Source organism: Streptomyces sp. OR43 (assembly GCF_008042275.1).
Taxonomy (GTDB): domain Bacteria; phylum Actinomycetota; class Actinomycetes; order Streptomycetales; family Streptomycetaceae; genus Streptomyces.
This window is the reverse complement of the sequence record NZ_RDBK01000001.1, coordinates 475,625-488,712: the sequence shown is the minus strand read 5'-3', so window position 1 is coordinate 488,712 and position 13,088 is coordinate 475,625. Positions and strand designations below refer to the sequence as shown.

Here is a 13,088-nt window from a genome sequence, read left to right as displayed (position 1 = left end):
AGCGAACGTGGCCCGGTCCCGGCGGCCGCCGGGACCGGGCCACGCTCCTGCCGTCAGCCGCACTCCCCCTCGGGCCCGAGGCCCGGCACTTCTCTGGGGAGCACGTACGACCGGCCGACCAGGGTGGCGAGTTCGGCCCTGGAGGAGACGTCGAGCTTCTTGAAGATCCGGCCCAGGTGGGTCTCCACGGTCTTGTGGCTGACCGTGAGGGCGCGGGCGATCTGCTGGTTGGTACGGCCCCGGCTCACCTGGACCGCGACCTCCAGTTCGCGCTTGCTCAACCGGCCCAGCCGCGTCTTCGCCGTATGGGTCGGCCCCGGCGGCTGCGCCGAATCCGGCCGCGGAACAGGGACCCGGGCCATGTGCGGCGTGGCCGTCCCGGCGCCCCGGCCCGCCGCCCGCAGGGCCGCTTCCGCCTCCTCGGTGACCGCACGCAGATACTCGCTGTCCGTCATCGCGGCGGCCGCCGCCGCAACCACCGCATGCCGTACCGAACCGGCGAGGTCTCCGTCCGCCAGGTCCATCTCGCCGACCGCGAGCGCGAACTGCGGTACGCGGCTGAGCTGTTTGCCGCGCTCGGCGAGCAGCAGTCCCCGCTCGTAGTGCCGGGCCGCGGACTCCCTGCGCCCGAGTGCGGACTCGGCCGCGGCCAGCCAGTACAGACCGTCGAGATACCGGACGGCCTCGTCGTCCTGTGCCTGGTCGAGGAGCCGGCACGCCACCGACCGGTGGAGCACGGCGTGTTCGATGGCCCGGCTCCGGGCGGCGCCCATGGCCAGCAGTGCGTACAGCCAGCCGCGCGTCACCGCGGACAGTCCGGCCGCGTCGTCGAGCAGCGCGTCCTCCTCGATCTCGGGCAGGGGCGCGTTGGCGGCGAGCGCGTTCTCCAGGCGTGCGCCGAGCAACAGGGCGTGCCGCTCGCGTTCCTGTCCGCCGGTCAGCTTCAGGGCCGCGGCGATCTCCTGGTCCGCTCCGTCCGGCCTGCCCAGCTGGCGCAGCGCCCACGCACGCCAGAGCGTCGCCTTCAGATGGGTCGGGTGCGTCTCGTCCTCGCCACGGAGACCGTCCAGCACCGTCATGCCCTGCGACAGTTTTCCGCTGAGCATCAGTGCGCTCCCCAGCAGCAAGGTCTCCGGCCCCGATCCGGGCCCCGGCCGGCTCATGTCCCTCGCGGTCGCGGCCCACGTCGCTGCCTGCCCCGGGTCGGTCCACAGCGTTTCGGCCGCCGCCTCCAGCAGAATCCGGCTGCTGTCGGTGTCGCCGGTCACGGCGGCGTACTGGAGATGCCCGGCCAGGTCCAGCGGGTCACCGCCCTGCTGGGCAAGGATCGGCGCGGCCCTGCCATGGGCGCCGAGGAGCCAGCCGGTGCCTGCCGTCTGGTAGGCGGCGGCGCGCAGGAGGGGGTTGCTGTACCGCAGCCGCCTGGTGGCTGTGTCGACCCGCAGCAGGTCCTCACGCACCAACTCGTCGATGGCCGAGCAGAGTTCCTCGCCGTTCACGCAGGCGACATATCCCACGTTGGCGGGGATGAAGGGTTCGCCGAGCACGGCGGCAGCCCTGGCGACCTGCCATGCGAGATCGGAGAGCCCCCTGAAGTCCCGCAAGGTGTCGGTGAGTACGTCCAGCGGGAGCCGGGGCATGGTCGGCGCGTGCTCCCCGGGGATCGAGCGCAGCGCCGAATACGCCTTGAGCAGACCGGGGTTGCGGTCCGACTCGTCGAGCATGAGATTGCACTGCACCCGGCTCATGTCTTCCGGAAGCAGAGCGAGGGCCGCCTCCCGGGAGATGCCTGCCGCGACGACCCGCTTGGCCCGGCCGTTTGCCACGGCCTGGTTCAGCACGTCCTGCAGGTTGTGGTCGAGCTGGCGAGGGCGATAGGCGAGTGCCATCAGCACGGGTCCGGCCGGCGGGTGCCGCACCAGGTGCGCGACCAGTTCCATCGAAGCCTCATCGGCACAGTGCAGATCATCGAGGGTGATCAACAGCCCGCCGTCCGAGCCCAGGTGCTCCAGCAGGGCCCGCACCGCGCTGAACAGGTGGTACCTGCCCAGCGGGCTCGTGGGTACGCATAACTGCGCTGTTCCGGAGAGGGCGGGAAAGACGGCCTTCAGCCATTGCGCCTGTTCTTCCGACCAGGGGTGACGGGTCCTGTACTGGACCAGAACGTCATCCAGAGCGTCGACGAAAACACCGAATGGCATTCCGACGCGCGAGCGCGGCACGGCACACCCGGAGGCGATGACCCTGCCTCTGCGGGAACCGCTTGCGGCCAGCGTCGAAAGCAGGAGGCTCTTCCCTGTCCATCGCTCGCCAGGTATTTCCAGAACTGAACTGCCGGACGGCTCATCAAAGATGGTTTCGAACCAGGACTCCGACTCCTGCCCCGAGATTTCCGGTCCAAACTCTCTATTGATTACACATGCCGAAGACGAAGTCTCAGCTGTAGCGCACATACCTCATCCACAAAGTCGCCAACCATTGAAACGGAGAGGCTCTCTCACATACTTGAGCCCGAAGACGCCACGAAAACAAGGTGAAGGATCTGCACGCGGGTCACGTCTTCACGACCTGAACGCCGAGCTCCGGTCCGTCGAGGGACTGCCCGGCGGGGACGAGTGCCCCGGAGGCAGGGAGCCGTCCGTGAACACCTCTCCCACCTGGCTGTTCCGTGCACGGGTGAGCTCATCCCGCACGTGAAGGAGCCACCCGGACACGCCGTGCCGCACGAGCCTGTCCTCTGAGACGCCCGGACGCCGGGCCCGGTTCCCCGGTCGCACCTCTCGCCGCGACCGGCATCCGGGAACACGTAGCGGCCCGGTCCCCGGCAGCCCCGGCCTCATCCCGTCCGGGCACCGCACCACCGCATCCGGACCGCACTCATACGCACGTTTCGTGTACGAACGGACCGTCCAGCCGCAACCGACCATCAAGAGTTTTCCCATAGTTCCCCCTTGACACCATCACGTGCCCAGCTATTGGTGGGCCGATCATTACGCAACTCCCTCTGCTCACACAAGGATTCGAGGGGGTTTATATCTTGAACGGATGGCGTGCCGCCGGCCACCCGGGGCAGTTTCGAGAGATGTCGGCGCAAGACTGCGGGAGAGCACGATCTGTGCACGAAAGAGCCGGTCTCGAACAGATACGGACAGGGTTCGCGGCGGTCATAGCAAGAAGTCCTGCGACCACTGTGATGAGGTCCGAGCTGATTTGTTCTCGGCCGGCGGCGCGGAGGCAACTGTGCGAACCACGCGTTCCGACGCGGAAATCCGCCGCGATCCGGGCTCGGGCGCAGCCGGTGCGCAGGCGGGCCGGGACGGCCTGGGGCCGGGGCCCCGCCCGGGTCCTGCCGGGCGCCGGGCCAGCGGCGCGGAAGCACTGCCCGTAACCGAAGGAATCACGCGCGCGTTGGTTCGACGGGACTGCCGTCACCCGCCCCGCCCCACGAGTCGAGACCCGCCAGAAAGGCAGGAACTCCTTGCCGCACGCCCGGTCGATGAGCGAAGAGCTGCACCCAGGCCGCAGGGGGCAGGTGGTGAACCCGGGATGGCTGCCGCCGGAGCAGTACGCCGAGACGGTGATGAAGGCGACCGCGTTCGCGTGCATGTACTTCACCGACGAACACGACAACCCGCTTCAGCTGAAGGCGGTGTACTCACGGACCCATCCGTGGCAGCTCGTCGGCGGAACGATGGATCCTGGCGAGCGGCCGTGGGAGACGGCCCTGAGGGAGTGCCGGGAGGAGACCGGGATCGTCTACGACGGGCCCGCGGAACTCCTGGCATCGGTGTTCGGCCAGCCAGGGGCGGAATGGCCCTATGCCACCATCGGCTTCGTCTTCGACGGCGGCCGACTCACCGACGAAGAGATCCACTCCCTCGTCCTGGACCCGGCCGAACACGACCAGGCCCGCGTGCTTCCGCTGGCTGAATGGCGGGCACTCATGCCGCGTCGGGATTTCGTCCGGCTGGACGCGGTGGCGCAAGCCCGTCGCACCGGCACTGCGGCCTACTTCGGTTCATGGGACTGGGAGACGTGACAGCCGAAAGAGATCATGGGTTCGTGCCACTCCGGTGAGAGTTCCCGCGCGGCGGGGCCCGCCCGGACGATGCGGCCCAGCGTGTGTGCGATCCGGACTGAAGCGCAGGTGGGAGGCGCCGCCGGGAGCAGGGTGATGACCTGTGCGCGGCTGCCGTCGGCGACCCCTGGCCGTCGCGAAGTTCCGGATGCCGGGGGGGCGAAGCCTCGCGCCGCGGCGCCCGCCGAGCGGATGTCGCCCTTTGTAGTGCATCCGCCACTTCTTGTTGACCTCAGAGGCTCTCGCACGGAAAAGCCCCCGTCGTTAACGGCGGCTTTAACGGTGTCCAGGCATGTCGGGCCGACAAAAGCAGCGTAAAACGGATAACCCCAAGATTGGGACTCCCCAATCAGCACATCGTGGGCTTAACTTAGGTGCCATGACCTCCCCCCGCTCCACCTACGGCGGCGGCTACTACGCCGCACCGTCGTTCCCCGACACTCCGATCTACGACTCCCTGGTCGCGGAGCGGGGCACGCCTCAGATCGCACCGATCCGAGTGCCCGCCGCGTACGACACCGGCAACAGCTATCTGCCGGCGCTCCCGTCGGCCCTGCCGGCCCTGCCCGCGGCACCCTCCCAGCCGAATCCGTCGTACGGCTACCCACAGCCGGCGGCGCAGCAGGGCTACGCGCCGATGCAGCCGGCGCAACTGCAGCACGCGCCGGCGCCGTACATCCCGCAGCAGCCCTCCGCGGGGCGTGGCGGCTACCAGCAGTCGCCCCCGCAGTACCAGCAGCCGCAGCGGCCCGCTCCGGGCACCGGCTACGAGTCGATGCGCCCGGCCTCGCCGCGTCCCGCGCCCGCGCAGTCCCCGTACGAGGACCCGTACAACCGCCCGTACCAGGGCCGGGGCTACTAGGCGGCTCAGCGGCAGGTCACCGGGGAGTGGCTGGCAGGATGGAGGCATGCCCTCTCCCGAACTGAGTGCCATCTGCATCCACCCGGTCAAATCGCTGGCCGCGTGGACGGTGGACGAGGCCGCCGTCGAGCCATGGGGACTCGACGGCGACCGGCGCTGGATGCTGGTCGACAGCGCGAGCAAGGTGGTCACACAACGTCAGCGGCCCCGCATGGCGCTGATCTCCGCCACCCCAGTGCCGGGCGGTGGAATCGTGCTGAGCGCGCCGGGGAGCGCGCCCTTGGCCGTGGAGGTTCCCGAGCCCCGGGAGATGACGGGCGTAACTCTGCACCGCAGCCGGCTCGACGTCGTCGAGGCGGCGCCGCGTGCCCATGCCTGGCTGGGTGCGTACCTCGGGGCCGAGGTCAGGCTGGTCCATCTCGACGCGCCGGACCGGCGCAGGCTCATCGACCCCGCGTACGCACGGCCGGGTGAGACCGTCAGCCTGGCCGACGGCTACCCTCTGCTGCTCACCACCCTCGCCTCGCTCGACGCGCTGAACTCGTTCGTCGCGGACGGCGACCATGCCGGTGAGGGGCCGGTGCCGATGGACCGTTTCCGGCCCAACGCCGTGGTGGCCGGCACGGCCGCGTGGGCGGAGGACACATGGACGCGGCTCTCCATCGGCGACGTGACGTTCCGCGTGGTCAAGCCGAGCGCCCGCTGTGTGATCACCACGACCGATCAGCACACCGCCCGCCGGGGCACCGAACCCCTGCGCACCCTCGCCCGGCACCGCCGCTCCGGCAAGGAGCTCCTGTTCGGCCAGAATCTGATCCCGGACACGACGGGCGTCATCCGGGTCGGGGACCCGGTGCGCGTTCTGGGCTGACGGGCTCCGCACACCGGGAACTCACCATGCCGCCGGGCGCGTTGACCGCGTGAGGTTGCTCTCTCTTCGACGCTCCAGCGCGCGGACCGCGCCGTATCGGGTTATGACGGATACGGAAGGGGGTGAGGGACTGTGCGAGCGCTCACGGGAGTCTGGCGTTGGCGGCACAATCCCCTGCGCCGCGCCACGGACACGCTCGAGGCGTGGGTGGCTCTGGTCGCGTTGCTTCTGCTCGTCGTGGCGGCGCCGGCGCTCGGCTGGTTCTGCGGCTCGCGCGCCGACGACGCGCTGCAGGAATCCGTGCGGGCCCAGCAGGCCGGCCGCCGCCTCACCACCGCCGTCGTGGTGCGCCCGGCCGCCCGGCACTTCACGACCGATCCCGAGGCCGCCACGGACCGCGGGGCGCAGACCCCGGTGGTCGCCCGCTGGCACGCCCCGGACGGGACGGCGCGCAGCGCCACGGTGACGACCGCCGCGCGCGACACCACGGCCGGCGCACAGGTGAGGATCTGGACGGACCTGGCGGGCAACCCCGCGCCGCGCCCCATGGACGCGCCCACGGCCCGCACCCATGCCGCGCTGGCGGGTTTCGGCGCGACCATGACGGCCGTCCTGCTGATCGAGGGCGGGCGGCGTCTGATCGTATGGCGCATGGTGCAACGGCGGTACGAGCGGCTCGACCGGGCATGGGCCGAGGCCGGTCCGGACTGGGGCAGGACGGGCACCGGCAGCTGAGGAGCCGCTCATCGGGTCAACTCCCGGCCTTCGCGCGCGCTACGGTGGACCGGCCCGCCCGTCACTCCTGCGGGGCAGGCCCCGGGTGACCGCTGCCGCGAGGCCGGTGACACGGGCTTCACACACGCACGAGGTGGGGGCACAACAGCGCCATGGCACAGGGCACGGTCCAGGTGACGCACACCGGCACATCGCGGTGGCGGCGCCGCACAGGCGAGTACGCCTCCCTCACCGCGGCTCTGGAAGCGGCGGCGGACGGTGATGTACTCACCGTCGCGCCGGGCACCTACCGGGAGAATCTGGTCATCGCCCGCGCGGTGACCCTGCGGGGGCCCGAGGGCTCCGTCGGCTCCGTGCGGATCGCCCCCGTCGACGGTGTTCCGCTGACCCTGCGCGCATCGGCCGTCGTCCAGGACCTGCACGTGGAGGGCCAGGACTCTGCCGCTCCCGCCCTGCTGGTCGAGGAGGGCGCCCCGGATCTCTCGGACCTGCGGATCGTGACCCGCTCGGCCGCCGGCATCGAGGTGCGCGGGGCCGCGCGGCCCACCGTGCGCCGCTGCACCGTCGACAATCCGGCCGGTGTCGGCATCGCCGTACTCGACGGGGCGGGCGGGGTGTTCGAGGAGTGCGAGATCGTCTCCGCCGGGCAGTCCGGTGTCTCGGTGCGCGACGGCGCGCATCCGAGGCTGGAGCGCTGCCGCGTCCATCACGCCTCGGGGGCGGGCCTGTCCGTCACCGGCGAGGGCAGCGGTCTGGAGGCCGTGGGCTGCGAGATCTACGAGATCAAGGGCAGCGGGATACAGGTGTCGGCCCGCGCCGCCGCCCATCTCACCGACTGCACGGTGCACCGCACGTCCGCCGACGGCGTCACGCTGGACACCGACGCGGTGCTCACGCTGGCCGACTGCGACATCCACGACATCCCCGAGAACGCGGTGGACCTGCGGTCGCGTTCCGTTCTCACCCTGACCCGCTCCACGGTGCGCCGCTTCGGCCGCAACGGGCTCTCCGTCTGGGACCCGGGCACCCGGGTCGACGCCAACCAGTGCGAGATCCACGACAGCACCGGCGACTACCCCGCGGTCTGGGTCAGCGACGGGGCCACCGTGATACTGGATTCGTGCCGCGTCCACGACGTGCCGGACGCCCTCTTCGTCCTCGACCGGGGCTCGCGCGCCGATGTCGTGGACAGCGATCTGTCCCAGGTTCGCAACACGGCGGTGTCGGTCAGCGACGGGGCGACCGCCCAACTGGACGACTGCCGGATCCGGGAGGCGTCCACGGGCGCCTGGTTCCGCGACCACGGCAGCGGCGGCACCCTGAACAACTGCACCGTCGACGCGGTGCAGACCGGCGTGATCGTCACCAAGGGCGCCGATCCGGTGATCGAGCGCTGCACCGTCACCTCGCCCGCCGAAGCCGGCTTCTACGTGTCGGCCGAGGGCCGCGGCACCTTCCGCGGCTGCCGGGTCACCGGCAGCGAGGGATACGGCTTCCATGTGATGGACGGCTGCCGTACGACGCTGACGCGCTGCCGCACCGAGCGGTGCGCACGCGGTGGTTACGAGTTCGCGGAGGGCGGGGCACACGGTGACACCTCGGCCACCGGGCCGGTCGTGGAGGACTGCACCAGCGACGAGAGCGGTCTGCGTACCGCCACTCCCCCGTCGCCCGCCGTCCTGACGGCCACCCAGTCGGCCCCGGGGCTGCTGCTGGGTGCGGTGCCCGCGCCGCGCGCGGTGGAGCCCGTGGCGGCCGAGGTACCGGACGAGCCCGCGCGTACGTCCGCGGCGGTCCTCGGCGAACTGGACGCGCTGGTCGGCCTCGACAGCGTCAAGCGCGAGGTGCGCGCGCTCACCGACATGATCGAGGTGGGGCGCCGGCGTCAGCAGGCCGGGCTGAAGGCGGCTTCGGTCCGCCGCCATCTCGTCTTCACCGGCTCCCCCGGCACCGGCAAGACCACGGTGGCCCGGCTGTACGGCGAGATCCTGGCCTCACTCGGAGTGCTGGAGCGGGGCCATCTGGTCGAGGTGTCCCGGGTCGACCTCGTCGGCGAGCACATCGGCTCGACCGCGATCCGCACCCAGGAGGCCTTCGAACGGGCCCGCGGCGGGGTGCTGTTCGTCGACGAGGCCTACGCCCTGTCGCCCGAGGACTCCGGCCGGGACTTCGGCCGGGAGGCCATCGACACCCTGGTGAAGCTGATGGAGGACCACCGGGACGCGGTGGTCGTGATCGTCGCCGGGTACACCCACGAGATGGAGCGGTTCCTCACCGTCAACCCCGGGGTGGCGTCCCGGTTCTCACGCACGATCACCTTCAGCGACTACGAGCCCGGTGAGCTCCTGCGTATCGTCGAGCAGCAGACCGAGGAGCAGGAGTACAGCCTGGCGTCCGGGACCGGGGAGGCGCTGCTGAAGTACTTCACCGAGCTTCCCAAGGGGCCCGCCTTCGGTAACGGCCGTACGGCCCGCCAGACCTTCGAGTCGATGGTCGAACGGCATGCGGGCCGGGTCGCCCAGCTCGCCGAGACGAGCACGGACGACCTCACTCTGCTGTTTCCGGAAGACCTTCCGGAACTTCCCTGACCGCTCTGCCGGACTGGCCCGCCTGGTGGGGCAGGACGGGGACGAGCCGTTCCAGGAGTGCGGCCCGCTCCTCGGCGAAGACGGGGTCCGCCTGGTAGTCGGAGTGCCCCAGCACCGGCTCGGGAAGCGGGTGTTCGGGGGTACGTCCGTAGACCAGCGGATCCTTCAGCGGGCCCCGGTCCACTTCGGGCCCGGACTCCTCGCCGAGCCGGACCTCTCCGCCGATGGGGTCGGTGGCCCGCCACAGGTTGCGCCAGCAGTGCACGGAGCGGTGCAGCCCGTGCAGCTGGACGGGACCGAAGTAGGCCGGGAACCAGCGCCCGTAGAGGCGTTCGATCGGTGAGCCGTAAGTGAGCAGGGCAACCCGGCCGCGGGTCTCGGCCGGCAGCTGCCAGACGGCCGACGCGGCGAGCACGCTGCCCTGGGAGTGACCCGAGATGACGAGCCGGCCGCGGGTGCGCGCGGTCCAGCCGGACATGCGTGAGGCCAGGTCGGGGACGGCCCGCTCGGCGTAGCACGGCGGGGCGAAGGGGTGTGCGGCGCGCGGCCAGAAGGTCCCCACGTCCCAGAGGATGCCGATGGTGCGGCGGGCCGCGGCGTCCCGGTAGGCGCGGCGCCCGCAGGCGACGAACACCAGGAAGCCGAAGCCGATGAGCCAGGAGCCGGTGGACTGTGCCGCCTCGGCCACCGATTCGACGAAGGGACTGCTGCCGTCCATCGCGAGGCCGGGTACCTGACCGCTCGCCCAGGCACCGCCGACCGCCCCCGCACCGAGAAGCAGCGTGGCCCCGGAGAGCAGGCCCAGCATGCCGGACGCCGAGTCGGTGAGCGCGGCCGTGGCCCGGATCCGGGCGATCTGCCTGGTCCGTGCCGGATCGGGCCGCTCCGGCGCGTACTCCGCGTCGATCAGCGGCTCCAGCCGGCGGGCCGCACGGTATGTCCGCAGGCCGAGCACGAGGACCGGGATCACCAGGAGCACCAGGAGCACCGGGATGACGGAGGCCTGCCAGCTCAGGAGCACCGGCGGTCCCTCTATGAGGGCGCTGCGGCCCATCCCGGGGCTGCCGGGGCCGTCGAGCCAGTCCGCGACGCGCTGGGCCACCCCGCCGGTCATCACACCGCCGAGCGCACAGGCCAGCATCGCGACGGCGGGACCGCCGAGCCCCCGCATCACAGTGCGCGGCTCGGGGCTGCGCCGGTACAGGTCCAGCGCGACGACGGCGAGGAGCACGACGAGCGCTCCCTGGGCGAGGGTCACGACGCGGAACATGACGTCGCCGGGAAGCGCTCCGGCGGAGACCCAGCCCGGGCGCGACCATGCGGCGTGCAGCGCGGCCAGGACCAGCAGAACGAGGGTGGTCGCGGGCAGATACGTGACGAGGGCGCGGTCGATCCGGTTGTCGAGGCGCCGTTCGCTCCGGCCGCGCCGGCAGACCACCGCGAGCACCACGAGCGCGCCCGCCACGAGGGCCGCCCCGATCAGCAGGCCGAACACCTCGGGCACCGGCCCGGCCACCGACCGGTCCCTGCGGGTCGCCGCGCCCGTGACGAACGCGGTGACGGTGAGGAAGCCCGCGGCGGTGTGGGCGGCCCGCAGCCGCGCGACGAGCCGGCGTCCGTACCAGAACCCGGGGCGTCCGAGCGCGGGCCGCACCACGGGAGCCGCGTCCGATCCGGAGCCCGGCGGCGGCGCGTCGTCGTCCGGGTCGGTTCCGGTGAGCGGGCGCTGCGACTCGTACGCGCTCCAGGTCCGGTTGGACAGGTACCAGAGCAGCACCACCAGCGCGGTCGGCGCGAGGGCGGCGAGGGCGAGGCGGCGGCCCGGCTGGGACCACCAGCCGCCCTGCGCGGCGGAGAGGAACCCCAGCCACGACCGCTGGTCGGAGCACTCCGCTACGCCCGCGCACTGCCAGGCGGTCAGGTCGAGCGCGACCTCGCACACGGCGGCGGTCAGCAGGATGGTGAGGCTCAGCGCGACCAGCCGGACGAGCACGCCGTACAGCCGGATCGCCCGTGGTCGGCGCGTGGCGGCCGGGCGCATCCAGTGGGCGAGGTTGATCACCATGAACGGCAGGAGCAGGAGCCACAGCGCGCGGGAGCCGTTGCCCGACGTCAGGTTGGACCAGCAGTACGCCTCGGGGATGGGCCGGTCCCGGTAGCGCTCGGGGTGCGCCTCCGCGTCGATGTCGCCGGGGCGCCGGTAGAGAGCGGCGGTGGCGTCGCCGGTGACGCGGACGGTGCGCGGGTCGACGAGCATCTCCTGGGGCGTGGCTCCGCCCACGCCGTGGACCAGCAGCTCCAGTGCGGGTCCTTCGCTCTGCGGGGCCTGGGGGGCAGGTGGCACGGGGGTGACTCGCTCTCGGAGGGGGACGCGGCTGACGGCCGGTCACCAGAGTGCTGGATGAGACCGGGTGTCCGCACCGCTCTTACGGAATCTCCCCAGTGCGGCGGCCCGCGACACCGCGTGGCAGGATGAGCCGTCGACACGGACTGCCGCACGGCCAGAGGAAAGGACCGGGCACAGCGTTGAGCGAGAATCAGAATCTGCTCGCGGAGCAGCGGCGTGCGCTGATCCTCGACGAGGTGCGCAGACGCGGCGGGGTCAGGGTCAATGAGCTGACCCGGAAGCTGAATGTCTCCGACATGACCGTCCGCCGGGACCTGGACGCGCTGGCCCGCCAGGGAGTCATCGAGAAGGTGCACGGCGGCGCGGTGCCCGTGGTCGAGGCGAGAACGCACGAGCCCGGCTTCGAGGCCAAGTCGGCGCTGGAATTGTCCGCCAAGGAGGACATCGCGCGCGCCGCCGCGGCGATGGCCGTGCCCGGCAGCGCCATCGCGCTCTCCGGCGGTACCACCACCTATGCCCTTGCCCAGCATCTGCTGGACGTACCGGACCTGACGGTGGTGACCAACTCGGTGCGGGTCGCCGACGTGTTCCATGCGGCGCAGCGTCCGGGCTCGCCCGGCTCGCGGCCCGGTGCCGCGACGGTGGTGCTCACCGGTGGGGTCAGGACCCCGTCCGACTCGCTGGTCGGCCCCGTCGCCGACCGGGCGATCGCCTCGCTCCACTTCGATGTGCTCTTCCTCGGCGTGCACGGGATCTCGGTGGAGGGCGGACTGTCGACGCCGAACCTGGCGGAGGCCGAGACCAACCGCCGCTTCGTCCAGTCGGCGCGACGGGTGGTGGTGGTCGCGGACCACACCAAGTGGGGCACGGTGGGCCTGAGTTCGTTCGCCGCGCTGGAGCAGGTGCACACGTTCGTCACGGACGCGGGTTTGTCCGACGGCGCCCGTGAGGAGATCGAGGAGCGTCTGCCGGGCCTCGTGGTGGCGGGCCGGGCGGCTGGCGGCGAACCGGAGCAGGACTGAGCACCGGATTCCGCTCAGCTCGCGCCGGAGCCGTGACGTCCTAGGATCGACCTGTGGCCGTCTTCCGCATCGAGCGTTTCACCCCTCTGCCCGCAGCCGAGTCCTGGCGCCGGGTGACGGACTGGGAGCGGCACGCCGCGCAGGTCCCGCTGACGACGATCACGGTGCCGACCGGGCTGCCGACCCGTGTCGGGACGGTCTTCGTGGCCCGGACGGGGATCGGCCCGCTGGCCTTCGACGATCCGATGGAAGTGGTGCGGTGGTCGCCGCCGGCCGGCAGCCGGGCGGGGATGTGCCGGCTGGAGAAGCGCGGCCGGGTGGTGCGGGGCCGGGCGTCGATCGATGTGTATCCCACCCACGCCGGCTCCCATGTGGTGTGGGTGGAGGAACTCTCCCTCCGGCTGCTGCCGCGGTGGGGCGACCCCATGATCGCCGGCGCGGGCAGGCGGATCTTCGGCCGGGTCCTGGACTCCATGCTCGACCGGCCGGCACAGCCGTACGGCTGACCGCACGTGCCGCGCCGGCGCGGGTCCGGGCGCGTGCGTCATGGGCAGGTGATGTGACCGTCACACGATCGAGTCGTTT

9 protein-coding genes are annotated in these 13,088 nt (G+C 71.7%); 7 read left to right on the top strand and 2 right to left on the bottom strand.

Annotated features, from left to right (window positions below):
• Positions 1–53 precede the first annotated feature (53 nt).
• On the bottom strand, positions 54–2,453 hold the full coding sequence (locus EAO72_RS02195; RefSeq protein ID WP_148015460.1) for a helix-turn-helix transcriptional regulator: 2,400 nt from the start codon (positions 2,451–2,453) through the stop codon (positions 54–56).
• Between the two features lie 1,043 nt (positions 2,454–3,496).
• Between EAO72_RS02195 and EAO72_RS02190 the strand changes: the two genes are divergently transcribed.
• The 5 genes from EAO72_RS02190 (at position 3,497) to EAO72_RS02170 (ending at position 9,134) form a co-directional block, all read left to right on the top strand.
• The gene (locus tag EAO72_RS02190; RefSeq protein WP_261991274.1) at positions 3,497–4,039 is read left to right on the top strand and encodes an NUDIX domain-containing protein; all 543 of its coding nucleotides are present in this window, start codon (positions 3,497–3,499) and stop codon (positions 4,037–4,039) included.
• Between the two features lie 418 nt (positions 4,040–4,457).
• A complete protein-coding gene (locus EAO72_RS02185) occupies positions 4,458–4,940 on the top strand; it encodes a DUF6643 family protein (protein ID WP_148015459.1) in 483 nt (160 codons plus the stop codon).
• 46 nt (positions 4,941–4,986) lie between these two features.
• Positions 4,987–5,811, top strand: a complete 825-nt coding sequence (locus EAO72_RS02180) for an MOSC domain-containing protein (protein WP_148015458.1) — start codon at positions 4,987–4,989, stop codon at positions 5,809–5,811.
• 132 nt (positions 5,812–5,943) lie between these two features.
• Positions 5,944–6,546, top strand: coding sequence for an Rv1733c family protein (locus EAO72_RS02175; protein ID WP_148015457.1), 603 nt, complete (start codon positions 5,944–5,946; stop codon positions 6,544–6,546).
• Positions 6,547–6,698: 152 nt separating this feature from the next.
• On the top strand, positions 6,699–9,134 hold the full coding sequence (locus EAO72_RS02170; protein WP_148015456.1) for a right-handed parallel beta-helix repeat-containing protein: 2,436 nt from the start codon (positions 6,699–6,701) through the stop codon (positions 9,132–9,134).
• Here EAO72_RS02170 and EAO72_RS02165 read toward each other — a convergent pair.
• Positions 9,094–11,478 (bottom strand): hypothetical protein, encoded by a 2,385-nt coding sequence (locus EAO72_RS02165; RefSeq protein WP_410089960.1) that lies wholly within the window; start codon positions 11,476–11,478, stop codon positions 9,094–9,096. The two genes, EAO72_RS02170 and EAO72_RS02165, sit on opposite strands and share 41 nt — an antisense overlap.
• Positions 11,479–11,660: 182 nt before the next feature.
• Here EAO72_RS02165 and EAO72_RS02160 point away from each other — a divergent pair, with 182 nt between their 5' ends.
• Both EAO72_RS02160 and EAO72_RS02155 read left to right on the top strand, forming a co-directional pair.
• Positions 11,661–12,503 (top strand): DeoR/GlpR family DNA-binding transcription regulator, encoded by an 843-nt coding sequence (locus EAO72_RS02160; RefSeq protein WP_148015455.1) that lies wholly within the window; start codon positions 11,661–11,663, stop codon positions 12,501–12,503.
• Positions 12,504–12,556: 53 nt separating this feature from the next.
• Positions 12,557–13,009 (top strand): SRPBCC family protein, encoded by a 453-nt coding sequence (locus tag EAO72_RS02155; protein ID WP_148015454.1) that lies wholly within the window; start codon positions 12,557–12,559, stop codon positions 13,007–13,009.
• Positions 13,010–13,088 lie beyond the last annotated feature (79 nt).

Excerpts from the sequence above, each read along its gene's own strand:
- EAO72_RS02185 (WP_148015459.1), top strand. The coding sequence starts at position 4,458 with ATGACCTCCCCCCGCTCCACCTACGGCGGCGGCTACTACGCCGCACCG.
- EAO72_RS02195 (WP_148015460.1), bottom strand. The coding sequence starts at position 2,453 with ATGTGCGCTACAGCTGAGACTTCGTCTTCGGCATGTGTAATCAATAGA.
- EAO72_RS02170 (WP_148015456.1), top strand. The coding sequence starts at position 6,699 with ATGGCACAGGGCACGGTCCAGGTGACGCACACCGGCACATCGCGGTGG.
- EAO72_RS02180 (WP_148015458.1), top strand. The coding sequence starts at position 4,987 with ATGCCCTCTCCCGAACTGAGTGCCATCTGCATCCACCCGGTCAAATCG.
- EAO72_RS02190 (WP_261991274.1), top strand. The coding sequence starts at position 3,497 with ATGAGCGAAGAGCTGCACCCAGGCCGCAGGGGGCAGGTGGTGAACCCG.